Genomic DNA, 24,920 nt, shown 5'->3' on the forward strand with positions numbered 1-24,920 from the left:
CCCATTCCTGAATAAATTTCAAGCGCGATCCACGCGGTAGCGGATCGGCTTGAAACTGCCGCCATTGGACGCGGGGGCGGAACAGGCGGTCAGCCCGATCACCAGGTCCATCCGCGCCACGAAGCGGATGTGATCGCCCGGCCCGCTGAGCGGCGGCAGGACCTGCAACCTGCCGGTCTCGCCATCGACGGGCACGTTCATGAAGCAGTTGAACGCCACCGGAATCCGGTCCGGCTGCACGCCATGGGGTTCCAGTGCCGCCGCCAGATTGCCGAAGCATCCGCGATGGCGCGGCAGATCGGGATAGAAATGGTCGAAGGTGTCGACCGAGCATGGCGTCAGCAGGAAGTCATGCATTCCGACCGTATCCTCGACAATGTCGAGCATCACCCGAGACCGGTTGGAATAGAGGCGGTGCCCGGTGGTCAGCCGGATCGTCTCGGCATAATCGAGCGTACGGCCCGATGAGATCACCTCGCCCAGATCCTCGGCGTTGAAGGCCAGCAGGTCGGCCACCTGCCGCCCACACGGATCGATGACGGTCAGGCTGTCGCCGCTGCGCATCCGAAAGGCGTCGCCACTGCGCGGCGGGATCTCGATCGTGTCGCTCATGCGCCCTGGCCCGATCCGTCGTTCGCGCCCTTGTAGTGAAAGGGGCAGCGCCATCCCGGCTCGACCACGCGCCCGCTATATTGGCGCGCCTCGCTGACCTCGCCATGTCGCGCCAGCATCGGGTTGCGCGACCCGGCGAGCGCCTCGTCGCGCACCATGATCTTCTCGCGCATGGTTTCATATTTGCCCTGCGCGCGCAGCGTCTCGAACTGATCGTGCAGGTTGAACACCATTGTCGGCCGGGGAAAGCGGCGCGCGGGGCGGCTGGCGCGCGGATGAAGTCCCACGACGAAAAAGGCTTCCCCGCCGAAGGACAGCGAGAAATGCGGGTCCTCGGGGTTGGCGCTGACCCGCTGGTCCCAATCCTGGCCCAGCCAGACATCCTTGTCCGACAGGGACTGGATCCGCGCCCACAGCGCCCGCTCGAAATCCGCTTCGTCCAGTTCGGCGGGGTTGGCGAAGACCACCGCCAGGCTGCGAAACAAGGCGGGTTCGGCGCGATAGCGCGCGGCAAAGCGGCGCAGCGCGTCATGGATCCGCAGATCGTCCCAGGCACTGGCGATGTCCCGCGCGCCCAGCACATCGAGCGTGCCACGCGCCATCGCCGCCTTGGCACCCACGCATGGGAAATGTGCCGCCGCGATATGCGCGGCAAGCAGATCGACCGATTCCGGTTCGCTGGGATCGGACGCGGGAAACAGGCTGCTTTGATCGTTCGACATGGGGCTTTCCAACGTGCCCCACCAAACCGCGTTCCACGAAAACGCTGCTTCACCAGCATATTGCCGCCGATTGCTCCGTGATCTTGATAGCGATCAATCAGAGAACCAGCAACGGGGCGCCCTTGCCACCCTCTCGGTCATCACCACGGTGCACGGCTCGCGAACGGACCCGAGCCGCGTCGTACCAGGAATCGCCTGGACTTAGTCGAGATTGGGACGCAGCCAGCGCGTCGCCTGCGCCACATCGACGCCGCGCCGCACGGCATAATCCGCGACCTGATCCTCGCCGATGCGCGCGACGCCGAAATATTCGGCCTGTGCGTGACCGAAATAGAAACCGCTCACCGCCGCCGTGGGCAGCATCGCGAAGCTGTCGGTCAGTTCCAGTCCGACCGCATCCTCCGCCCCGAGCAGATCGAACAGCGTCCGCTTGATGCTGTGTTCGGGACAGGCCGGATAGCCGGGCGCGGGGCGGATGCCGCGATATTGCTCGCGGATCAGCGCCTCGTTGGTCAGTTGCTCGCCGGCCGCATAGCCCCACAGGTCCGTGCGGACATGCGCGTGCAGCCGTTCGGCAAAAGCCTCGGCCAGACGATCGGCCAGCGCCTTCAGCAGGATGTCGTTATAATCGTCATATCCGGCCCGGAAGCGCTCGATATGCGCGTCGATACCATGGATGCCGACCGCGAAGCCGCCGATCCAGTCGCCCGCCGGATCAATGAAGTCGGCCAGGCACATGTTCGCGCGGCCTTCGCGCTTGGCGATCTGCTGACGCAGGAAGGGAATGCGCGTCTCTTCGCCCCCGGCGGTCAGCACCACATCGTCGCCGTCGCGGCGGCACGGCCAGAGCGCGGCGATCCCCCGCGCGGTCAGCCACTTCTCCGCGACGATCCGGTTGAGCATGGCTTGCGCATCGGCATAGAGACCGCTGGCGCTCTCGCCCACCACCTCGTCGGTCAGGATGGCGGGGAAATTACCCGCCAGTTCCCAGGCACGGAAGAACGGCGTCCAGTCGATATAGTCGCGCAGGTCGGACAGGTCCCAGTCCTGATAGACGTGAATGCCCGGCTGCACCGGATCGCCCGCCTTCAACGCCATGTCCGCGACGAAGCCGCGCGCCCGCGCCTCCTCCAGCGGCAGGAGCGCATTGGAACCATTGCCCTCACGCGCCCGGCGGACCGCCTCGTAATCGGCGGCGACCTGTGCGACATAGGGATCGCGCTGGGTATCGGACACCAGCGTCGTCGCGACCCCGACCGCGCGCGATGCGTCGAGGACATGGACCACCGGCCCCGCATAGGCGGGCGCGATGCGCAGCGCGGTGTGGACCTTGGAGGTGGTCGCCCCGCCGATCAGCAGCGGCATGGTCATGCCCGCCCGCTGCATCTCCTCGCCGACCGTCACCATCTCGTCCAGCGAGGGGGTGATGAGGCCCGACAGGCCGATCATGTCGGCATCATTCTCGTTCGCCGCCGCGATGATCTTGGCCCAGGGGACCATGACGCCCAGATCGACCACCTCGAAGCCGTTGCACTGGAGCACGACGCCGACGATGTTCTTGCCGATGTCGTGGACATCGCCCTTGACCGTGGCGAGGACGATCCGGCCCTTGCCCTTGGCGCCCGGCTCCTTGGCGGCCTCGATAAAGGGCAACAGGTGCGCGACCGCCTTCTTCATGACGCGCGCGGACTTGACCACCTGCGGCAGGAACATCTTGCCCGATCCGAACAGGTCGCCGACGACGTTCATCCCGTCCATCAACGGCCCTTCGATCACCTCGATCGGGCGCGCGAATTGCTGGCGGCATTCCTCGGTATCGTCGACGACATGCGCGTCGATGCCCTTGACCAGCGCATATTCCAGCCGCTTGACGACCGGCAGGCTGCGCCACTCGGCCGCCTGCTTCTCCGCCACCGCATCAGTGCCACGATAGCGTTCGGCCAGCGCGACCAGCCGCTCGCCCGCTTCCGGGTCACGGTTGAGGACGACATCCTCGCACGCCTGGCGCAGTTCGGGGTCGATCGTGTCGTACACATCGAGCTGCCCGGCATTGACGATCGCCATGTCCATCCCCGCGGGAATGGCGTGGTAGAGGAACACCGAGTGCATCGCGCGGCGCACCGGCTCGTTGCCGCGAAAGCTGAACGACAGGTTCGACAGCCCGCCCGAGATATGGACGTGCGGGCAGCGCGCCTTGATCGCGCGGCACGCCTCGATGAAGTCGACGCCGTAATTGTTATGCTCTTCGATGCCCGTCGCGACCGCGAAGACATTGGGATCGAAGATGATGTCCTCGGGGGGGAAGCCGATGCCGGTCAGCAGGTCATAGGCGCGCGCGCAAATCTCGACCTTGCGGTCCTTGGTATCCGCCTGCCCCACTTCGTCGAACGCCATGACGACCGCCGCGGCACCATAGGCCATGCAGCGGCGGGCATAATGGAGGAACGCCTCCTCGCCTTCCTTCATGCTGATCGAGTTGACGATCGGCTTGCCCGACACGCACTTCAGCCCCGCCTCGATCACGCTCCATTTCGAGCTGTCGATCATGATCGGCACGCGCGCAATGTCCGGTTCGGCGGCGATCAGCTTGAGGAAGGTGGTCATGGCATATTCGGCGTCGAGCAGCCCTTCGTCCATGTTGACGTCGACCACCTGCGCGCCATTCTCGACCTGGCTGCGCGCCACCTCCACCGCGCGGGCATAATCGCCCGCCAGGATCATCTTCTTGAACGCCGCCGAGCCCGTGACGTTGGTCCGCTCGCCGACATTGACGAAGCTGGTGGAGGAGGTGGTCTGGGTCATGTTTCGATCTCAATTCCTCCCCTGCAAGGGGAGGTGGCAGCGCGTCAGCGCTGACGGAGGGGTGTCACGCTATCGAGAGGGGGGACACCCCTCCACCAGCCTCCGGCTGGTCCCCCTCCCCTTGCAGGGGAGGAATGAAAGGCATCAAGCCGCCATGGTGAACGGCTCCAGCCCGGCCAGGCGAGTGACGACCGGCGGGGTCGGGATGGCGCGGGGCTTCATCCCCTTCACCGTGTCGGCGATCGCCTTGATATGCGCAGGCGTCGAGCCGCAACAGCCGCCCAGCACATTGACCTGTCCCTCGACCGCCCATTCGCCAACCAGCCCGGCGGTGGTGACGGGCGCCTCGTCATAGGCGCCCAGCTCGTTGGGCAGCCCGGCATTGGGATAGATCATGATGAGCGTGTCGCAGATTTCGCTCAGCGTCTTCACATGCGGACGCAGTTGCTCCGCCCCGAACGAGCAGTTCAGCCCGATGGTCAGCGGCCGGGCATGGCGCACCGCATGCCAGAACGCCTCGACCGTATGGCCCGACAGGTTGCGGCCCGACAGATCGGTCAGCGTCATCGACAGCATGATCGGAATCTCGCGCCCGCGCGCCTCGCCCGCCTCGATCACCGCCATGATCCCGGCCTTGGCGTTCAGCGTGTCGAACACCGTCTCGATCAGGATGAAGTCCGCCCCGCCCTCGACCAGCGCGTCGATCTGTTCACGGTACACGTCCTTCAGATAGTCGAAGTCGATCTCGCGATAGCCGGGATCGTTGACGTCGGGCGACAGCGACAGCGTCTTGTTGGTCGGCCCGATCGCGCCTGCGACGAAGCGGGGGCGGCCATCCTTGGCCTGATATTCGTCGGCGATGCGGCGGGCGAGCTTCGCGCTCTCGACGTTGATCTCGCGCACCAGATGTTCCGCGCCGTAATCGGCCTGGCTGATCCGGTTGGCGGAGAAGGTGTTGGTCTCGGCAATGTCCGCCCCCGCCTCGAAATAGGCGCGGTGGATCGCCTCGGGCACCTCGGGCTTGGTCAGCGCGAGGATGTCGTTATTGCCCTTCTGGTCATGGGTCAGGCCCAGCGTCCCTGCATAGGCCGCCTCGTCCAGCTTCCAGTTCTGGATCTCGGTGCCGAACGCGCCGTCGGTGATGAGGATACGCTTGGCGGCTTCGGCGCGAAAAATGTCGCGGGTGGTCATAACTGTTGCTCCTGCCCCTCGCACGAAGGGCCTACCTATATTCGTCGAACGGCGGGCGTCGTTACGCCGCCGCGACCGCCTCGGCCTTTTTGCCGCGCACGCCCAGCATATGGCTGATCGCATAGGCCAGCTCGGCACGGTTGAGCGTGTAGAAATGGAACCCCTTCACCCCGCCCGCATAGAGGCGGCGGCACATCTCGGCGGCGATGGTCGCCGCGACGAGTTGGCGCGCGGCGGGATGATCGTCCAGCCCCTCGAACAGCCGGTCCATCCAGTCGGGAATCGTCGCCCCGCACATCGCGGCGAACTTGCGGGTCTGCGCGACGTTCGACACCGGCAGGATGCCCGGCACGACCTCGGCGGTGATCCCCGCCGCCGCCACCGCATCGCGGAAGCGAAAATAGGCCTCGGGCGAAAAGAAGAATTGCGTAATGGCACGGTTGGCCCCCGCATCGATCTTGCGCTTCAGATTGTCGATATCGGCCTGCTTGTCGACCGACTCCGGGTGGCATTCGGGATAGGCCGCGACCGAAATCTCGAACGGGTGCAGCTTCTTGAGACCCGCTACCAGATCGGCGGCATTGGCATAGCCGCCCGGATGGCTGACGAAGCGCGCGCCCTCGGCAGGCGGATCGCCGCGCAAAGCAACGATATGCCGCACGCCCGCCGCCCAATATTCGTGCGCGACCTGATCGATCTCCTCGCGCGTCGCCTCGACACAGGTCAGGTGCGCCGCCGCCGCCAGCGTCGTCTCGCGCTGGATGCGCGCCACCGTCGCATGGGTGCGCTCGCGGGTCGAACCGCCCGCGCCGTACGTCACCGACACGAAACGCGGGTCGAGCGGCTCCAGCGTGCGGATCGCGTCCCAGAGCTGGGCGTCCATCTTCTCCGTCTTGGGCGGAAAGAATTCAAAGCTGACCGCGATATCGCCGCCGACATCGGCGAACAGCGGTTCCTCATGCGCCAGCGCGGCCTCTCCGCGCGTCAGGATCGTGTTCGTCATGCCGCCTTCACCCTATTCGTCTCGACGGGCCGAAGCCCCTTCTTCACACCTAGCCAGAGCTTGACGGTCAGTTCGCCGCCCTCCAGCGTCTCGGTCCGCGCCAGCGTCAGCCCGGCGGGGCCGAACCAGCCCGCGATCTGTTCGTCGGCAAAGCCCAGACGGCTATGCGCCGCCTTCTGCCGCAGTTCCTCGCGGTCATGCGGCGCGAAATCGGCGATCAGCAAGCGCCCGCCCGGCCCCAGCACCCGCGCCGCCTCGGCGATGGCCGCGCCCGGCTGCTGCGCGAAGTGGAGGACATGGTGCAGGATCGCGATGTCCGCCGCGCCGTCACCCATCGGCAGCGCGTAGAGGTCCGCCTGCCGCAATTCGGTATTGGCGCGGCCGTGCAGCTTGGCGCGGGCCAAGCGCAGCATCTCGGACGACCGATCGATGCCCAGCGCGGCATCCGCGCGGTCGCCGAACAGCTCCAGCATCCGGCCGGTGCCGGTCCCGATGTCGATCAGGCTGCCCAGATGGCCTTCGCCGATCAGGCCCGCCATCGCCTCCTCGATCTCGCTGTCCGCGACATGGAGCGAGCGTATCGCATCCCACTCGCCCGCATGATCCTCGAACCAGGCCGCAGCACTCGCCGCCCGGTCGGCGCGCACCGCCGCCAGCCGCGCGACATCGGCCGCCACCCAGGGATCGGGCGCGGCGGCCGTCCACCGGTCGAGCGCGGCGGTCATCGGCTCCACCGCCCCCCGGTCGCCCAGCGCGACGAAGACCCAGCTACCCTCCTTGCGGCGCTCGGCCAGTTCAGCATCGACGAGGATCTTCACATGGCGGCTCACCCGCGGCTGGCTCTGGCCCAGCACCTGCGCCAGTTCGCCGACCGACAGCTCCATGGAGCGGAGCAGCGCCAGAATGCGCAGCCGCGTCGGATCGCTGAGGGCGCGAAATATCTCGAGCGCGTTCGCCATGGATTACGATATAAAGATATCTTTATATGCGGTCAACGATGGGAACTCATTTGACCCGACACGGACCCGAAACGGTCGCCCTGCGTTTGCACGCCGAATATTATCGAACGGGAGCTACGTCATGAAGAAAGCGATCATCCTCGCCATCACCGGTGCCGCCGCCATTTCGCTGGCCGCATGCGGTGAAAACAGCCGTACCCAGACCGAGCAGGCGGCGAATGCGATCGCCGCCGATGCGGCGGCCACGACCCGTAACGCCAGCGACGATGTCGAGGCCGCGACCGCGCGCGCGCTCAACTCGGCGGAGAATTCGCTCGATCGCGCCGGGCAGAAGCTCGACAACGCCGCCGACCGGCTCGACGCCCATGCGGATCGCGCGGGCGAAAAGATCGACCACAGCCTCGACCGTGCGGGCGACAAGATCCGCAACGGGGCTGACGATGCGCGCCAGGCGACCGGCAACGCGCTGGTCCGCGCGGGCGAGAACGTTCGCCGCTAAAATCGGCGAAGGCCCCGACCCGCATCGGGGCCAATTGCCCAGAAAAAAGGGGCCGGTCGTGGATCGTCACGACCGGCCCCTTTTCATGCGGAATGACCGTTCCGGCTCAGAGCGCCAGATCGGGATGCCGGTCGGGGCTGACCCGCGTCGCTTCGGGGCGCGGCGCTTCGGTGGTCGCGGGTGCCGACACCGGCGGCGGTGCCATCGCCAGTTGCAGCGTCTCGGCGGTGGCGGCCCATTCATGCGCCAGCAGATCGCGATCCTCGTTCAACTCCTTGCCATAGCTGGGCACGATCTCACGAACCTTGGCCTGCCAGGCCGGAGTGGCCAAGCGGTCCGGGAAGACCTTCTTGAGGAGGTTCAGCATGATCGACGGCGCGGTCGACGCCCCCGGCGACGCGCCCAGCAGCGCGGCGATCGAGCGATCCTTCGACGCAACGATCTCGGTCCCGAGCTTCAGGATGCCGCCCTTGTCGGGATCGCGCTTGATGATCTGCACGCGCTGGCCAGCCTGCCACAGCCGCCAATCGGAATCCTTGGCGTTCGGGAGATATTCCCGCAACGCGTTCATCCGGTCTTCCTAGCTCATCATCAACTGCCCGGCCAGATATTCGACCAGGTCGAATTCGTTCCAGCCGACCGACAGCATCGGACGGAAATTGTCGAGCGTGATCGACTTGGGCAGGTCGAAATATGACCCTTGCTTCAGGAACTTGGTCGAGAAGGTCGCGAACGGACCGAACAGCAGCACATGCTTGCCGTTCAGATAGCGGGTGTCGAGATGCGGCACCGACATGGGCGGCGAACCCGTCGCCGCCTTGCCATAGACCTTGGCCAGGTGACGCAGCGCGACCGCCGGGTTCTCGGTGACCAGGAACGACCCGCCGACCGGGAAGCCGGCATAATCGTCGCCCTCGGGAATCCCCGACTTCTGGAGGATGGGCAGCGCGCCGCCGCCCGCGCCCGCGAAGACGAAGCGCGCGGTGATGATCCGCTTTTCATCGGTCTTGCGATCGCGCGCGGTCACGCGCCACGTGCCGTCGGCATTGCGCTCCAGCGAGCGGACCTCGTGCCCGGTGGTCAGCGTCACGCCCGGCTGCCCCTGAAGCGAGCGGATATACTGGCGCGTCACCTCGCCCCATTCGCAATCGGTGCCCAACTGCGACCGGGTCGCGGCCAGCGGCTGGCCGGGCTTGCGCCCCTCCATCATCACCGGCACCCACTGCGCGATCTGGCGCGGGTCGGTCGTGAACTCCATGCCCGAGAAGAGCGGGCTGGCGAGCAGCGCGGCATGACGCTTCCTGAGGAAGTCGACATTCTCGTCGCCCCACACCAGGTTCATGTGCGGGGTCGAGTTGATGAAGCTGCGCGGGTTCTTCAAAACACCGACGCGCAGCTGATGGCTCAGGAACTGGCGCGTCACCTGGAACTGCTCGTTGATCTCGATCGCCTTCTTGATCTCGACCTTGCCGTCCGCCTCGTTGACCGGCGTATAGTTCAGCTCGCACAGCGCCGAGTGGCCGGTGCCCGCATTGTTCCAGCCGTTCGAGCTTTCCTCGGCGACCTTGTCCAGCCGTTCGACCAGCTCGATCGTCCAGGACGGCTCCAGTTCGCGCAGCAGCACGCCCAGCGTCGCGCTCATGATGCCGCCGCCGATGAGCAGCACGTCGACCTTGCTTTCCGACTGGGCCGCCTGCGCCGTCGAAAAGGGCATGACCGAAGCCCCGCCCACCGCCAGCGTCGCGCCCATCATCGCGCGCCGCGTAATACCTGTCCCGCCCTCGACCGATTGTTGGTCCGAATCCAGCCGATCCTGCTTGCGGTCACTCTGCATAGTCATGCCTTCTCGTTGCCGGGGCCGCGCCGGAATCCGCCCGTGAAACCATGTCGGACGAAAAGCGACGCAAAGCCGTGATTGCGGTTCGCAACGCCCCGCCGCCACGCCTTTCGGGCACGACCAGGACACGTTCCGAGCCAAAAACCTCGCCCCAAATACTGTGTCTATTCTGGTATTAACGCCCGCATAGCGCGTTGGTCGCATGTGTCCATATGGCCCCCGGAGCCCCCAGGCGCGCTATGTCGGCGCAAATGGCCGGGCTCCTTCCGGCATTATTGATAGTGAAATGCAATATCCTTGACCGGATATCGTGCCGCATGAGGGTGAAAAATCTACGTAAAGTCCCTGATTTACGCGGCCTTCGCGCTATGATCGAGCGGTACGCAAACACCCCTGCGGAGCGCTTGCGCGGGCCCGCATATTGTCCTACAAATTTATCCAGAAAAATTAGGAGGGGCCCCGCCCATCGTGCCAGCCGATACATATTCCGCCTATATCGCGATCGACTGGGGCACGACCAACCGCCGAATCTACAGCATGACTCGGGGGGGTGCCGTGATCGAGACGGTTCGCGACGATCGTGGCGTCCTCGCCATGCGCCCCGAAGACTATCCTGCGGAAATCGCACGCATCCGTGAACGCTTCGGCGATCGGCCGGTGATCGCGGCGGGCATGGTCGGTTCGACCCGGGGCTGGCAGGAAGCGGCCTATGTCCCCGCCCCCGCCGATCTGGCCACGCTGGCGCGCGCCGCGACGCGGATCGGGGGGCAGGACGTCACGATCGTGCCCGGCGTATCGCTGCTGACCGATGTCCGCGCCGATGTGATGCGCGGCGAGGAGGTGCAGGTGCTCGGCGCGATCGCCGCGGGGCTGGCCCCTGCCGATGGGCTGTTCGCGCAACCGGGCACCCATAATAAATGGGTCAGGACCGAAGGCGGCCGGATCACCGATTTCACCACGACCATGACCGGCGAATTATTCGCGCTGGTCAAGGGGCATGGCATCCTGGCGGGCATGCTCGACGGTCCGGTGACGGACGGCACGGCCTTTCGCGACGGCCTGTCGCGCTGCAGCGGTGCGTGCGACCTGACCGCCGCGCTGTTCGGCGTCCGCGCCTCGGTCCTGCTCGGGCGGATCGCGGCGCAGGATGCCGGTGCCTATGCCAGCGGGCTGCTGATCGGCAATGATATCGGGGCGGTGCCCGACATGGATGGCACGACCGTGCATCTTCTTTCGGGTGGACTGCTCGCCGAACTCTATACCGTCGGGATCGAGGCGCGCGGCGGTCGTGTCGTCTCGCTCGACAGCCACGCCGGCTTCCTGGCCGGTCTCCACGCCATTCGGGAATATTTGTCATGACCGACCCCGCCCAGAATTTCGCCAGGGCCTTTGCCGCCTGCCCGCTGGTCGCCATCCTGCGCGGCCTCACGCCCGAAGAGGCGCTGCCCGTCGCGGACGCGCTGGTCGATGCGGGCTTCACCCTGATCGAGGTGCCGCTCAACTCCCCCGCCCCCTATGACAGCATCGCGGCCATCGCCGCGCATGTCGGCGCGCGGGCGATCGTCGGCGCGGGCACCGTCCTGACCACCGGGCAGGTCGACCGGGTCAAGGCGGCGGGCGGCCGCCTGATCGTCTCGCCCAACACCGATGCGGACGTGATCGCGCACAGCGTCGCGCAGGGCCTGATCTCGCTTCCCGGCTATTTCACCCCGTCTGAGGCTTTTGCGGCGTTGAAGGCCGGTGCGCACGGCCTGAAGCTGTTCCCCGCCGAAGGCGCCTCCCCGACCTTCCTGAAGGCCCAGCGGGCCGTCCTGCCGCGCGACGTCCCGGTGCTGGCGGTGGGCGGCATCACGCCCGACAACATGGCCGAATGGCGCGCGCACGGCGCGGACGGCTTCGGCCTGGGCTCCAATCTCTATCGCGCGGGCAAGCCGGCGGCGGATGTCGCCGCGTCGGCGCGCGCTTACATCGAAAAGGCACGCTGATACCGATGACCGACACGATCCGCCTCGCGCTGGTCGGCATGGGCAAGATCGCCCATGACCAGCATGTCCCCGCCATTGCGGGGAACCCGGCCTTCGAACTGGTCGCGACGGTCAGCCGCTCGCCCAATGGGGTAGAGGGTGTTCCGCATTTCCACGACATCGCCGATCTCGCCGCCAGCGATGTCGCCGTGGACGCGGTCGCGCTTTGCACGCCGCCGCAGGTCCGCCATGCCATTGCCGCCGCCGCGCTGGCCAATCACTGGCACGTTTTCCTCGAAAAGCCGCCGGGCGCGACACTGGCCGAGGTGGCGGTGTTGGAGGACCTGGCGGCCAAGGCGGGCGCGAGCCTGTTCGCAAGCTGGCATTCGCGCTATGCACTGGGCGTCGGCCCCGCCCGCGACTGGCTGTCGACCCGCAAGGTCCTCTCCGCCGCGATCACCTGGCGCGAGGATGTCCGCCAATGGCACCCGGGCCAGGCATGGATCTGGGAAGCGGGCGGCTTCGGCGTGTTCGATCCGGGCATCAACGCGCTGTCGATCGCCACGCATATCCTGCCCGAGCCCTTCTTCATCGAGCGCGCGACGCTGGACTTCCCCGCCAATCGCGACGCGCCGATCGCCGCCGACGTCGCCTTCAGTACGACCGACGGTACCCCCGTCACGCTCGACCTCGACTGGCGACAGGAAGGGCATCAGAGCTGGGACATCGTGGTCGAAACCGACAATGGCACGCTCACCCTGGCCGAGGGCGGCGCGGTGCTGACCCTGCCCGACGGGTCCACCCCGCATCATGAGGAGGGGCTGCACGGCGAATATCCGGCGCTCTATGCGCGCTTCGCCGATCTGGTGAAGGTCGGGCGCTCGGACGTGGACATCGCGCCGCTCCGCCACGTCGCCGACGCGTTCATGCGGGGCAAACGCCGCGAGGTTGAGGCCTTTATCGAATAGCCGCGCCCCGCCATCGCCACGGATAAAAAAGAAAGGCCGGTGCCCCATGGGGCACCGGCCTTTTCAGTTGGGAGATTGGCGGGATGCCGAAGCACCCCGCCGGGAAGAGCCTTAGAAATTGATCGTCGTGCCGATCGCGATGTTGCGACCCAGCGAGTCGTAACGCTGCGGGATCGTGTTGTTGCGCGCCAGGCTGATATTGTAGGAGTCCGGCACGATCGGCGCGCTCTTGTCGAGCAGGTTGTTCGCGATCAGGCGCAGCGAGAATTGCTTGGCGATCGCGAAGTTGAACGCCAGATCGAAATAGCTCGCCGGTGCGACCCGATAATAATCGGTCAGTGCCCGCGCCGCGGTACCACCGATCGCGGGATCACCCGAATTGTTGGCATTGGTCAGCGCGCCGACATAGCGCCAGTTGAACGAGGCGCTGAACTTCTTGTCCTCGGTCGTGTAGGTGGTGCGCAGGCCATGGCTCCACTTCGGGATGAGCTGGCCGCAGCCATTGCCGTAATAGCCCGCGCAGTTACGCTCGGGCTGAAGCGGCGAGTCCTGCCCACCGGCGGCGGTGGTCAGCGAGCCGTTGAAGCTGAAGTCCAGACGACCGATCGACTCCAGCGTCAGCGCATATTGCGCCTGGAAGTCCCAGCCCTTCGAGATCGCGGTGTAATAGTTCGTCGTGCCCTGGCGGATGAAGCCGGTCGTCGCATTGGCGCCGCCGCCGAACAGCGTGCCGGTGCCCGGATTGCGGACGATACCCTGACAGAAGAACTGGTCGCCGCCCGAACGCAGACAGCCATCGGTGTAATAGCTATAGTCGTTGAAGCCGAGCGAGTTGTCGATCTTGATCCGGTAGCGGTCGACCGAGAAGACCAGCCCGCGGATGAAGCGCGGCTTCACCACCAGGCCATAGGTCTGGGTATAGGCGGTTTCGGGGTCGGCGGTGAAGCCGCCCGAACGCACCGCGCACCCGGCCGAGCCGTTGGGCGTGACGCCGTTGCTGCAGAGCAGGGTCTTGCTGCCATACAGCGCGTCCGACAGGCCGGTCGCACGGCACACGGCGGGCGAGGCGATCGGCGCGCCATAGGTGACGCCGTTGGGGCCGGTGGTGACCGTCGGCGCACAGAAGTCGGCGAAGGTGCCCGCACCGCCCTGCACGAACTCGATATTGCTCGCCTGGCGGATCTCGGTCACCGTCGGCGCGCGCTGCGCCTTGTTGAACGAGGCACGGAAGGTCAGGTCGCTGACCGGGGCATAGACACCCTCGATCTTCCAGGTGTTGAACGACTTCGGATTGCTGCTGTACTTCGAGACGCGATAGCCGCCATTGACCTGCACCAGCTCCGCGAACGGCTTGTGCTCGATCAGCGGGGCCTGGACCTCGATATTGGCCTCCAGCACGTCCTGGCTCAGATCGGTATCGGTGCCGCCGCGTGCCGCGCGATAGGCGCTGTCGGCGCGCGACTTCAGCGAGTCCTTGCGGTATTCGGTGCCCAGCGCGATCGCCAGCCCCTCTTCCGCGAAGGGCGAGATGATGCCGTACTTGCCCAGGTCGCCGGTCACGTTGGCCTGTATGTCGTACAGCGTGCCGATGGTCTGATTGGTGCCGTTGCCGAACAGATAGTTGATGAGCGCCGGATTGGTGTTGCCCGCGCTGAAGATGTCGAAGGGCACGCAGCCCGCCGCACCGCTGGCGCAGGTCGGGTTGGCGGCGGTCCCGCCGACATTGACCGCGTTCTGCAGGTTGCCGGGCGTGGCCAGGCTCGGCGTATAGTCCTGATGATTGCGGGCATAGACGCCGCCCAGGTCATAGGTCCACGCATCGCCCACCTTGCCGCGGATACCGCCGGTCAGGCGCAGGCCGGTGTTGATGAAGGTATCGGGCCGGTCGTTATTCTCGCCCATGCGATAGGCCAGCGTGATCGGCACGCTGGAGACGCCCGCGCCGCATCCGATCGCCGTCGCCTGCGTACCCGACAGATAGGGGTTGCTGCAGTTGACGTTGACCGCGCCGCCCGCGATCGTCGGATAGTTGGTATAGGACTTGTCGCGGAACCAGATGCCCGAGGCATACAGTTCGGCATCGGGCGCGAGGTCGAGGGTGGCGAAGCCGCCCGCATTCACCCGCTCGGACGGCCGCTGATAGGCATAGCCGCTGAAATAGTTGGACGCGTTGCCGGGGCCGGTCGCGAACGGCACGAAATTGCGCGTGCCGTCGGGATTGTTGACGAACTGCGCCCCCGCATTGGCGCCGCTCTTCGGCGTGATGAGGCCGCTGGTCGAGCTGCTCGGCGTCAGGCCGCAGGACAGCGGACCGTTCAGCGTCTGCTGGGTCAGGTAGCAGCCCGCGTTGGAGCGCGAGGTCAGCGCCACTTCGTTGGTTTTGCGATAGTTGACGAAGCCGCTCACGTGCAGCTTGTCCTCGAACAGCTTGGTGCCCGCGGTCAGCGTGATGTCGGCACGCCCGCCATCGTTGGTCACGCCGCGCGGGCTGCTGAAGCCCGCCGCGCGCGCCAGCGGCGAGACGATCGTGTCCTTGTTGTTGTGGTTGTAGAAATTATAGTTGGTGTCGAGCTGGATGCCCTCGAAATTCTTGCGCAGGACGAAGTTGACGACACCCGCGACCGCGTCCGACCCATAGACCGACGAGGCACCGCCGGTCAGCACGTCGACGCGCTCCAGCAGCGACGGCGGGATGATGCCGACGTCCTGGCCGTTCTGGGTGCCGAGCCGCTTGCCGTCGATCAGCACCAGCGTCCGCTCGAAGCCCAGGCTGCGCAGCTTGATCCGCTGGCGACCATCGGAGTCGTTATAGGTCTGCTGGCTGTCGGGCGCGATCTGCGGCAGGCGGTTGAGCACGTCCTCGACATTGACGGCGGCCTGGGCGGTGATGTCCTGGCGCGTGACCGAGGTGATCGGTGCCGCCGAGGCGAGATTGGGACGGGTGATGCGCGTGCCGGTGACGATGACGTCCTGGCTGCCGTCCGACTGCGGCTTGCCCGTGATCGCGGCGGTGCGGGTGGCGGCGGCATCCGCGCTCGACGAGGCAGCGCCATCGCGGCTGGTCTGCTGCGCAACGGCGGGCGCGGCGAGCATCATCGACGCGGCGGACAGCGCCAGCCATGATGCGGAGGTCTGGATCTTCATATCTCTCCCCTTTGCCTCGGCGAATAGGGCACCGGGCTACAGGAAAAAGACAAATCAGTTACGTTATTAGGTCAATACCTAAACAATACCTCTTTGAATCCAACCATCACTTTATTGGCCAAGCGTGGCACGAAAAGCACAAGTTGAGGCGTTTTGGGCAGTCCATCTGGTCATCGGCCGACCATCGCGGGTCGAGGCGACAATTCCCACCCCCCCCACCGCCGCGACGATGCCAGGCCCGATTCGGCATACCCAACCCCGAATTGGTTTTGGATCGGTTCGCCGGGACTCCCCGTTCCGCACCGCCCTTGCGCCCATGACTGCGCGAGGCGCAGGCGCTGCCCCCGCAAGGGCCGGAAAGACGAGGATCAGTCCGGCTCTCCCCCATCGGCGATCAGCGCATTCAGGTCGCGCAACGCCTTGACCAGCCCCAGCCCGCCCGGTCCGGCGATATAGCGCGGCGCCCATTCGGGCTGGAACTTCTCCTTATAGGCGCGCAGGCCCCGAAAGCCGTAGAAGCGCTCGCCATGCCGGAACACAAGCTCCGCCACCTTGGCCCAGGTCGGGGCCATGCGCCGCCCGCCGACCCCCGATAACGGCGCAAGGCCCAGCGCGAAGCGGGCATAGCCCTCCGCCTTGCCCCACAGCATCAGTTCGACGAACAGATAGTCCATCACCCCGCCCGGCGCCTCCTCGACATGGCGCATCAGGTCGACCGACAATTCGCGCCTTTCGCCAGCTTTCCAGATATTGGCGAAGGCAACGATCCGCTCGCCCACCCACACCACGGCGCAATCGGTCAGCGCGAGATAATCGGGGTCGAACCGCCCCAGGCTGAACCCCTTCTCGCCATGGCCCTTGGCCAGCAGCCAGTCGTCGGACACGATCTTCAGCGCGGGCAGGATGGCGGGCACCTGCGCGGCGGGGATGATCGCGAAGCGCGCATTCTCGCGCGTGCGGAAGCGGTTGAGCGTCTGGCGCAGGGTCCGCATCCGCCCGCCCTCCAGCGCGAAGCCGGGCAGATCGATCAGCGCCTCTTCGCCATATTTGATGATCTGGAGCCCCATCTCGATGGCGATCTCCAGCGCGTCGGGGGTGATCTGATAGAGCATCAGCCGCCCCTGCCCCGCATCGGCCAGCGCGCGCAGTTGCCACAACAGGTCGGCCCAGGCCGCGCGCGGGCCGACCGGGTCGCCCATCGCGATCCAGCTGGTCCCGCGGACCTGATACATGACGAAGGCGTCGCCCTCGGGCGAGAAGAGGAAGCGCTTGTCGCCGAGCAGCGCCAGCGCGGCGTCGGTGCGCTCCGCCTCGTTGACGACGGCCAGCACCCGGTCGATCGGCGGATGGTCCGCCTCGCCCGGCGGCGCGGCCAGGAACAGCCGCCACAACCCCGCCCCGGCCAGCATCACCGCGATCCCCAATCCGGCGCGCAGGAAGCGCGAGGCATCGTCCGACAACGCGAACCGCCACCACAGCGATTCCTGATAATCGACGTGCTTATAGGCGAAGAAGCCGACCCAGCCGGTCCCCGCGATCACCACCGCGACGCTGAACAGCCAGGCGGGCGACAGCGGGCGCGCGACCAGCGCGGTGCGACGGTAAAAGGCGCGACGGCTCATCTGGAGCAGCAGCGCGATCGTCAGGCAGACCGCCGCTTCCTCATAATCGATGCCCTTGGCCAGCGAGAAGATCGCCCCCGCCACCAGCAGCGCGCGCGCCGCCAGACTGGCGCCATCGAGCCGCCGGTAGAGCCCCGGCGCGAGCAGCAGCAGCCCGGTGCCGACCAGGCTGGCGGCGAAATGCGACGCCTCGATAAAGGGCAGCGGCACGATATGGACCAGATGATGGACACGCTGCGGAATGGCGGGCAGCGATCCCGACAGCAGCAATATCGCGCCACCGCCGAAACAGGCCGCCGCCAACAGCGGCGGCGCGATACCCAGCAGCACGCGGCGCAGGTCGCGCAGCGCCTTGATCGGCCGCCGCCGCGCCTCGTCCCACGCGAGCAGGCCCAGGCCAAGCCCCAGCGGCAGCAGATAATAGAGGACGCGATAGGCAATCAACGCGGCGAAAAGCGCGGTGCGGTCGACGGGAACGGTCGCGATCACCACCGCCTCGAACACGCCCAGCCCGCCGGGCACATGACTGACCAGCGCGACGATGATCGCCAGCGCATAAGCGAGGATGAAAGCGGGCAGCAACGCCGCCGACGCGCCCGGCAGCAGCACGAACAGCGCCGCGCTGGCACAGGCGAGGTCGAGCGTGGCGATACCGATCTGCGCCAGCGCCTGGCCGAAACTGGGCAGGGGCACGCTCCACGCGCCCCAGCCGACCCGCAGGCCGGGCCGCGCCGCGCACAAGGCGATCAGCGCCGCCGCCCCCGCCACCACCGCGCCACCCAGCCAGCGCACCGCCATCTGCGGCAGCACCAGCGTTTCGAGCGTCACCGGCCCCTGATGGATGAGCAGACCAAGCCCGGTGACGGTGAACACCCCGAACCAGAAGGTCGCGCTGGCGATCGCGACCACGCGCGCGATGTCGGGCCCGTCCAGCCCGGCGGCCGCATAGACACGGTAGCGCGCCGACCCGCCGGTCAGCAGCGCCAGTCCCAGATTGTGGCTGAGCGTGTAGCTGGTGAAGGACGCCATCGCCGCCGTCCGCCAGCGCAGCGGCCGCCCGATGACGCGCAGCGCGATCACATCGTAGAAGGTCAGCGCGATATAGCTGGCGATGGTAAACAGCACCGACAGCGTGATCTGGCGTGGATCGATGGCGTAGAAGGCGGCGCGGACATCGGCCAGCCGTATCTGTCGCGTCAGATGATGCAGCGCCGACAGGCCCAGCGCGACCAGCAGCACCACCGCCGCCACCGCCAGATACCCGCGCCGCCGCCGTGCAAAGCCCGCCAGTCGATCGAGAAACCCGGACGAATGCGCGTTCGACGTCATGAATGCGCCCCGGGCCGGCGCCTCTGCGCCACGACGATATCATGTCCCATTCTTGTCGGACTCGTCATCCGTGCCGTCGCCCCTGCCGTGACCCGCTTGGCATCCTACCCCCGTGTTTTCATGCTTCGCCCGGCGTCGCATGGCGGCGCCATAGCAGGCGGATGGACCATGCGCCTTTCGGAAGCATGACAAGTTGGTCATGCCCGCACCATGGTTTCATGACAGAAGCGTCACGCTTCGCCCACCCTTCCCTTAGATCGCGACGGTTATGGTTGTGTGGAGAAAGGATGGACGATGCACGTAGCGACCCCCCTGGCCCCGTCACGCCGCGCGACCGCCGCCATCGGCCGGTGAAGGGGCTGCGTCTGGTCGGCTGGAGCGCCGGCGCGGTCGCGCTGGTGGGTGGTCTGGCGGCGGCATTGCTGATGGGGCCGATGTCGCTGCATCCGGCGACGCGGACCGCCGCAACGCTCTATGGCGCGACCTTCGCGCCGCTGGGCGACGATCGCACCGGCCTTGTCGTCACCAGCCTGCGCAGCGATGTCGATGGCCAGGCCTCGCCGATGGTGCAGCCGCCGCTGCGCGTGGGCGACACGGTGCTGACGATCGACGACCGGCCCGCCACCTCCTTCACCCTGCTGCGCGAGGAAGCCGCCCGCCATGCCTCCACCCCGGTGCGACTGCGCGTCGCGCGCGAGCATGGCCTCGTGACGATCACGCTGCTAAGGACCGGATCGGGAGGGCTTCGTGGCCAACAGGATCTTATTGATCGAAGATGATCGCTCGACGGCGGATTATATCGCCAACGGGTTGAAAGAAGAGGGTTTCCTGGTCGACCATGCGGAGAATGGGCGCGACGGCCTGTTCCACGCGACCGATGGCAGCTACGACTGCATCGTGCTCGACCGGATGCTGCCGGGCATGGACGGCATGGCGGTGCTGGCCGCGATGCGCGCCGCCGCGATCCAGTCGCCGGTCCTCATCCTCTCCGCCCTGTCCTCGCCCGAGGACCGGGTCGCCGGCCTCACCTCGGGCTCGGACGATTATCTGACCAAGCCATTCGTCTTCGCTGAGTTGCTGGCGCGGATCCGGTTGCTGATCCGGCGCGGCGGCACCACGGTCGGCGCGCCGCAGACCCGGCTGGTCTGTGACGATCTGGAGATGGACCTGCTCGCGCATCGGGTGCGCCGCGCGGGCAAGCCGATCGAGTTGCAGCCGCGCGAATACCGGCTGCTCGAATATCTGCTCCAGCATGTCGACCAGGTGGTCACGCGCACCATGTTGCTGGAAGGCGTTTGGGATTTCCATTTCGACCCCAACACCAACGTGACCGACGTTCATATCAGCCGCCTGCGCAAGAAGATCGACGAAGGCTTTGCCCGCCCGCTGCTCCATACGGTGCGGGGTTCGGGCTATAAGCTGGGGATCGAGAAATAGCGCCGGGCGTCCTCCGCTCGACCACCCTGCGTTTCGCGTTGCTGGTCTTTGCGCTGCAACTGGTCGGCGCGGCGGTGATGGTGGCGACGGTGCGCCACCTAACGCGGGGTGAGATCGCCGAACAGGCGGAGGACGCCGCGAGCGACCTGCGCGACGAACTGGTGGCCGTGTGGCGCAGCGGCGGCCCCTCTGCGGTGCGCCTCTCGGTCGAGCGGCGACTGACCACCGACCGGGTGCCGTTGTCGGTCATCCTGATGACCGATGCCCATGGGCGCTTCGTCACCGGCAACATCGCCGACTGGCCGCCCAATGTCGTCACGCCCGGCGCGACGACGATCGAGATCTTCCGCATCGGCCATTCGCTGCCCGAACGGATGCGGGTCGTGTCACGGCCGCTGCCCGACGGATCACGGCTGCTGACCGGCCATGTCATCGAGAGCGAACTCCGCGTCGCCCGCGCCATGGAAGAGGCGATGGCGGTCGGCATGGCGGCGGCGATCGTGCTGGCCGCGCTGGCCGCGTGGATCGCCGCGCGGATGATCGAGGGACGGCTGGAGAACACCGTGGCGACCGCCCATGCGGTGGCGGCGGGCGACCTGTCGCGGCGCGTGATCCCCAAGGGCGGCGACGACGCCTTCGACGCGCTGGCCGAGTCGATCAACGCGATGCTCGACCGGATCGCGCTGCTGATGACCGAACTCAAGATCGCGACCGACGGGCTGGCGCATGACCTGCGCTCGCCGCTGACCCGGTTGCGCGCCACGCTGGAACGCGCATTGGCCGAATGCCGGGACGAACCCGCAAGGGCCGCTGTCGGTCGCGCGCTGGAGGAAGGGGACCGCCTGCTGGCGATGCTCGACACGGCGCTGCGCATCAGCCGGGCCGAGGCGGGCCTGGGCCGCGATGCCTTTGTCGATACCGATCTCGCCGCGATGGCGCGCGACGTCGCCGACATGTTCGAGCCGCTGGCCGAGGATCGCGGCATGACGATCCGCGCGGACTCGCCCGAGACGCTGATGGCGCTGGTCCACCGCGAATTGCTGGGTCAGGCGATCGCGAACCTGATCGACAATGCGCTGAAATATGGATCGGGCCGGGTCACGGTCCGGGTCGAACCGGGCGAGCGCGCGCCGGTCATCGCGGTCAGCGACGATGGCCCCGGCATCCCTCCCGAGCGGCGGGAAGAGGCGTTGAAGCGCTTCGGCCGCCTGGACGCCGCCCGGAGCGGGAGCGGCGCGGGACTGGGCCTGTCGCTGGCCAGCGCGGTCGCGCATCTGCACGGCGGGGCGCTGTCGCTGGAGGACCATGCCCCGGGCCTGACCGTCCGAATGACGCTGGGCTGAACGAATGGCCCCTCCCCGCGCCGGCGCGCGGGAAGGGGCGGTAAGCCACTACGCCTCGACGTTGCCGGTCCGCTCCAGCTTGCCCCAGCCGACGATCCAGCCGCCGATGGCCGAAGCGATGGCGCGGATCACGACCCAGTACATGATCTGGCGATAGACCAGTCGCTGCGCGACCAGCAGATGCGCCGGATAGCGCACGCGGTGACCGTCCAGGCGATAGGCGATCCAGCCGCACAGCACGTCGACCGCGGTGAAGATCAGCCAATAGGCCGCCATCTGGACCACGTCGGTATGCGTCTGCGCCCAGCCATGCTGCGCCACGCGGACGGCCGTGCCCACCACCGACAGGATCAGCGACAGGTCGATCAGCGGCGAGATCGCGGCGAACAGGATCTGGAACAGCCACGCCTGGGGCAGGCCGATCCGCGCGAGCCCGGCAGGCTTGCCGGTGCGCACCACCGAACGATGCTTCCACAGGCATTGCAGCGTCCCGAACGCCCAGCGATAGCGCTGCTTGGCCAGCGCGCGGAAGCTCTCGGGCGCCTCGGTCCAGGCCACGGCGCGCGGATCATAGGTGACACGCCAGCCGGCCCGCTGGATCGCGATGGTCAGGTCCTGGTCCTCGGCCAGCGTGTCCTCGGGATAGCCGCCCACCGCATCGAGCGCGGCCCGCCGCCACGCGCCGACCGCGCCCGGCACCACGGTCATCGCGTCGAACCCGGCCAGCGCCCGGCGCTCCAGATTCTGCGCGGTGATATATTCGACCGCCTGCCAGCGCGTGACCAGGTTGACCCGGTTGCCGACACGCGCGTCGCCGGCCACCGCACCCAGCTTGGGATCGGCGAACCAGCGGGCGAGCTTGGCGATCGTCTCCGGCTCGAACTGGGTATCGGCGTCGAGCGCGATCACCACCTCGCCGGTCGCATCGCGCAGCGCACGGTTCAGCGCGGCCGCCTTGCCGCCATTGACCAGCGTCAACAGGCGGACCCGATCGTCGTTGCCGAACGCCTCGCGCACCACCGCGCTGGTCCCGTCCTTCGACCCGTCATCGGCGACGATGACCTGCAGGCCGGGATAATCGCTTTCCAATACGCGCGTCACCGACTGGACGATCACCCGCTCCTCGTTGAAGGCGGGGATGATGACCGAGACGCTGGGCCTATGGTCGGGCGGCACCGGCTTGGACCGGCGCCCCTGGAACAGGGCGAGACCGGCCATGACGACCGCGCGGGCGATGCCCAGCGCGATGGCGAGGTAGAAGATCCAGGTCAGCGCCGCCGAGGCGAAGGCCAGCGCGACGAAGATCGCCACGTCGGTGCGCACCGCCAACAGGTCCCGTCCCTCGACGCGCGGCATCGCCTGATCACGGGAAATCCCCACCAGTTGCGATGCGAGCGTGAAGCGATACCCCTCGGCCTGCAGCGTCGCGATGATTCGCGGCAGGGCGTCGACCGTCTGCTGCCGATCGCCGCCGCCATCATGCAACAGGATGATATTGGCCGAATTCTCCGCGGTCGCCCCGTGGACCTGGTCGATCACCTGCTGGTAGATCGCATCCGCGCCGGGCCGCTGCCAGTCATTCGGGTCGACGTGCAGGCCGACCACCGTATAGCCGCGCGACTGGGCGAGCAGCGCAGGATCGATTTCGTCCGCCGTGGTCGGCTCCGCGTCCCCGAAATAGGGCGCGCGGAACAGCGTGGTCGAACGGCCGGTATAGGCCTGGATCAACCGCTGCGTCGCGTTCAGTTCCAGCTTTGTCGTGCGATCGCCCGTCGTCGCCAGATTGGGATGGGTATAGGTATGGTTGCCCAGTTCGCTGCCGCCCGCGACGATCCGGCGCAGCAATCCGGGATGCTCCAGCGCATTCTCGCCGATGACGAAGAAGGTGGCGGGCACATGCGCGCGCTCCAGCACGTCGAGGATCTTCGGCGTCCAGGTCGCATCGGGGCCATCGTCAAAGGTCAGCGCCAGCGTCTTGGGCACCGCGCCCGCGCGCTGCACGACATAGGGGGTCGGATAGGCCTGATAGACCTCGGACCGGATCACCCCGTCCTTGTCATAGCGCACGGTCCGGCGGCCATCGGTCGGCTGCGCGGTGATGCGCAGGATCTCGCCCGTTCCCTCGACATCGACGTTCAGCGGCGAGGCGACCCGCTCCAGTCGCGGTACGACCCCGCGCGCGGTGCTGCGGAACGCGGCAAAGCCGTTCCACAGGCCGGGATCCTCGGTGCCGATCTGCCAGAAGGCGACATCGTCGATGCCCAGCCGCTTGAGCGCCTGCAACTGGTTCCAACTGGTCGCGGCATCCAGCATCCACACCGTATGATGCTGGCCATTCTCGTCATAGGCGAAACCCGCATTGCCGCTGGCCGGATCGAAGCTCACATTCGCCTGGCTGTCATGCGCGATCAACCACGCCTCTTCGATCGAGCGGGCCTCGGCCTGGCTCTGCTGCGCCTGCCAGTCATAGGCATAGCTGCCCAGCGCGACGATCAACTTGTCGCGGCCGACCTTGGCCACGGCGTTTTCGACCGCGTGCAGGAACCAGGGCTGCGACGCGATCGGGCCGGGGGTGCTGGTCTGCCAATGTTCGTCATAGGCCATCAGGATGACGCGATCGGCAACCTTGGAGAGGCGGCCCAGTTGCCACGCCTCATCCTCGGCCGGTACGGTCACGGCCAGCACCGCGCCCTTGGGCAGATGCGCCTTGATCCGCTGAAGCAGGCGCGGATAGCCCGCCATGGCGTGCGCGGGCAGGTTTTCGAAGTCGACGACCAGACCCGATTGCCGGTTGGCCGTCACCGATTGGCCGATTTGGGTCGCGAGCTTTTCCGATGCGGCCGGGCTGGCGATGATCCGGGCGATCATCTCGCCGTCCCAATTGCCGTCCGACAGATTCTGCACCATCGGCAACAGGCGCGGCGGCCGGGGCGCGCGGGTCAGCAGCGTCGCCAGCCGGGGATCATTGGCGATGGTCAGTTCCGCCCGGGGACCGCCGACATTCATCAGCCCTGGGACCAGCCAGTCGATCTGCCCCATATGCGTCCGGAGCGAGGCCAGCGCGGCGTCGTTGCCGGGCGTGTAGAAGGCGATGGTCAGCGGCGTATGGCCCTGCGCCACCGCCTTGCGCGGCAACCATTCCCCCCGGCGGCCCTTCAACTGCGCGGTCGGCTCCAGCGTCATCGCCTGGCGCCGCGCGAAGGGCAGCGGCAGCACGCCCGAATTGGGCACCGCGACCAAGGTCGTCGCAAAGGCGATCGCGGCGACCAGTACCGCCAGGATCAGCACGGCCACGCTCCGCCGCGCCCATGCCCCGCGGCGTCCGGTGGGATCGAAGAAGATCGGCTTGGTCACTGGTCAGGGCCCCTGGTGTTCGTCATCGCCGCGTGCGAAAAATGACGCGGTCCTCATGCATTACGCGCCGCCGATGACAGATATCGCGCATAGGGCGAGTGAGCAGCATATTACAGATTTTTCATGAACGCATT

Annotated in this window: 16 protein-coding genes and 1 pseudogene; 7 read left to right on the forward strand and 10 right to left on the reverse strand. The window is 67.0% G+C overall.

Annotation, left to right across the window (positions count from 1 at the left end; genetic code table 11):
- Window positions 1-18: 18 nt before the first annotated feature.
- The 6 genes from RN629_RS07470 to RN629_RS07495 all read right to left on the reverse strand — a co-directional run bounded on the left by RN629_RS07470 (window position 19) and on the right by RN629_RS07495 (window position 7,289).
- Window positions 19-612, reverse strand: coding sequence for a DUF1989 domain-containing protein (locus RN629_RS07470; RefSeq protein WP_407034639.1), 594 nt, complete (start codon window positions 610-612; stop codon window positions 19-21).
- Window positions 609-1,334: a guanitoxin biosynthesis heme-dependent pre-guanitoxin N-hydroxylase GntA gene (gene gntA / locus RN629_RS07475; RefSeq protein WP_407034640.1), complete on the reverse strand. Its 726-nt coding sequence runs from the start codon at window positions 1,332-1,334 to the stop codon at window positions 609-611. The genes RN629_RS07470 and gntA overlap by 4 nt, the downstream gene beginning before the upstream one ends.
- A gap of 201 nt (window positions 1,335-1,535) precedes the next feature.
- On the reverse strand, window positions 1,536-4,136 hold the full coding sequence (gene metH, locus RN629_RS07480; RefSeq protein ID WP_407034641.1) for a methionine synthase: 2,601 nt from the start codon (window positions 4,134-4,136) through the stop codon (window positions 1,536-1,538).
- A 144-nt stretch (window positions 4,137-4,280) separates the two neighbouring features.
- Window positions 4,281-5,327 (reverse strand): homocysteine S-methyltransferase family protein, encoded by a 1,047-nt coding sequence (locus RN629_RS07485; RefSeq protein ID WP_407034642.1) that lies wholly within the window; start codon window positions 5,325-5,327, stop codon window positions 4,281-4,283.
- Window positions 5,328-5,388: 61 nt separating this feature from the next.
- On the reverse strand, window positions 5,389-6,330 hold the full coding sequence (metF, locus tag RN629_RS07490) for a methylenetetrahydrofolate reductase (RefSeq protein WP_407034643.1): 942 nt from the start codon (window positions 6,328-6,330) through the stop codon (window positions 5,389-5,391).
- Window positions 6,327-7,289 (reverse strand): ArsR/SmtB family transcription factor, encoded by a 963-nt coding sequence (locus tag RN629_RS07495; protein ID WP_407034644.1) that lies wholly within the window; start codon window positions 7,287-7,289, stop codon window positions 6,327-6,329. The genes metF and RN629_RS07495 overlap by 4 nt, the downstream gene beginning before the upstream one ends.
- A 121-nt stretch (window positions 7,290-7,410) precedes the next feature.
- Between RN629_RS07495 and RN629_RS07500 the strand changes: the two genes are divergently transcribed.
- Complete coding sequence (locus RN629_RS07500) at window positions 7,411-7,788, forward strand: hypothetical protein (RefSeq protein ID WP_407034645.1); 378 nt, start codon at window positions 7,411-7,413, stop codon at window positions 7,786-7,788.
- A 106-nt stretch (window positions 7,789-7,894) separates the two neighbouring features.
- On the opposite strand, the pseudogene mqo reads toward RN629_RS07500, so the two are convergent.
- Window positions 7,895-9,829, reverse strand: a pseudogene (gene mqo / locus RN629_RS07505) (malate dehydrogenase (quinone)).
- Window positions 9,830-10,093: 264 nt separating this feature from the next.
- On the opposite strand from mqo, the gene RN629_RS07510 reads away from it, so the two are divergent.
- Genes RN629_RS07510 through RN629_RS07520 form a run of 3 tightly spaced genes read left to right on the forward strand, consistent with a single transcriptional unit; the run spans window position 10,094 to window position 12,557 of the window.
- Window positions 10,094-10,984 carry a 2-dehydro-3-deoxygalactonokinase gene (locus tag RN629_RS07510; RefSeq protein ID WP_407034646.1) on the forward strand — a complete coding sequence of 297 codons (891 nt, stop codon included), beginning with the start codon at window positions 10,094-10,096 and terminating at the stop codon, window positions 10,982-10,984.
- Complete coding sequence (locus RN629_RS07515) at window positions 10,981-11,610, forward strand: 2-dehydro-3-deoxy-6-phosphogalactonate aldolase (protein ID WP_407034647.1); 630 nt, start codon at window positions 10,981-10,983, stop codon at window positions 11,608-11,610. Before RN629_RS07510 ends, RN629_RS07515 begins: the two co-directional genes overlap by 4 nt.
- Window positions 11,611-11,615: 5 nt before the next feature.
- Window positions 11,616-12,557, forward strand: a complete 942-nt coding sequence (locus RN629_RS07520) for a Gfo/Idh/MocA family protein (RefSeq protein WP_407034648.1) — start codon at window positions 11,616-11,618, stop codon at window positions 12,555-12,557.
- Between the two features lie 111 nt (window positions 12,558-12,668).
- On the opposite strand, the gene RN629_RS07525 is transcribed toward RN629_RS07520, so the two are convergent.
- Both RN629_RS07525 and mprF read right to left on the reverse strand, forming a co-directional pair.
- On the reverse strand, window positions 12,669-15,701 hold the full coding sequence (locus tag RN629_RS07525; RefSeq protein ID WP_407034649.1) for a TonB-dependent receptor domain-containing protein: 3,033 nt from the start codon (window positions 15,699-15,701) through the stop codon (window positions 12,669-12,671).
- Between the two features lie 368 nt (window positions 15,702-16,069).
- The gene (mprF, locus tag RN629_RS07530) at window positions 16,070-18,652 is read right to left on the reverse strand and encodes a bifunctional lysylphosphatidylglycerol flippase/synthetase MprF (RefSeq protein ID WP_407034650.1); all 2,583 of its coding nucleotides are present in this window, start codon (window positions 18,650-18,652) and stop codon (window positions 16,070-16,072) included.
- 287 nt (window positions 18,653-18,939) lie between these two features.
- On the opposite strand from mprF, the gene RN629_RS07535 reads away from it, so the two are divergent.
- From RN629_RS07535 to RN629_RS07545, 3 genes are read left to right on the forward strand one after another with little or no spacing between them, the layout of a single operon-like run.
- Window positions 18,940-19,431: a hypothetical protein gene (locus RN629_RS07535; protein ID WP_407034651.1), complete on the forward strand. Its 492-nt coding sequence runs from the start codon at window positions 18,940-18,942 to the stop codon at window positions 19,429-19,431.
- Complete coding sequence (locus RN629_RS07540; RefSeq protein ID WP_407034652.1) at window positions 19,400-20,089, forward strand: winged helix-turn-helix domain-containing protein; 690 nt, start codon at window positions 19,400-19,402, stop codon at window positions 20,087-20,089. Before RN629_RS07535 ends, RN629_RS07540 begins: the two co-directional genes overlap by 32 nt.
- A 38-nt stretch (window positions 20,090-20,127) precedes the next feature.
- Window positions 20,128-21,432 carry a sensor histidine kinase gene (locus tag RN629_RS07545; protein ID WP_407034653.1) on the forward strand — a complete coding sequence of 435 codons (1,305 nt, stop codon included), beginning with the start codon at window positions 20,128-20,130 and terminating at the stop codon, window positions 21,430-21,432.
- Between the two features lie 48 nt (window positions 21,433-21,480).
- Here the strand turns inward: RN629_RS07545 and RN629_RS07550 are convergent, their stop codons facing one another.
- Window positions 21,481-24,786 (reverse strand): glycosyltransferase, encoded by a 3,306-nt coding sequence (locus tag RN629_RS07550; protein ID WP_407034654.1) that lies wholly within the window; start codon window positions 24,784-24,786, stop codon window positions 21,481-21,483.
- Between the last annotated feature and the right edge of the window lie 134 nt (window positions 24,787-24,920).

It is taken from the genome of Facivitalis istanbulensis, assembly GCF_040560405.1.
Taxonomy (GTDB): Bacteria; Pseudomonadota; Alphaproteobacteria; order Sphingomonadales; family Sphingomonadaceae; genus Sphingomonas; species Sphingomonas istanbulensis.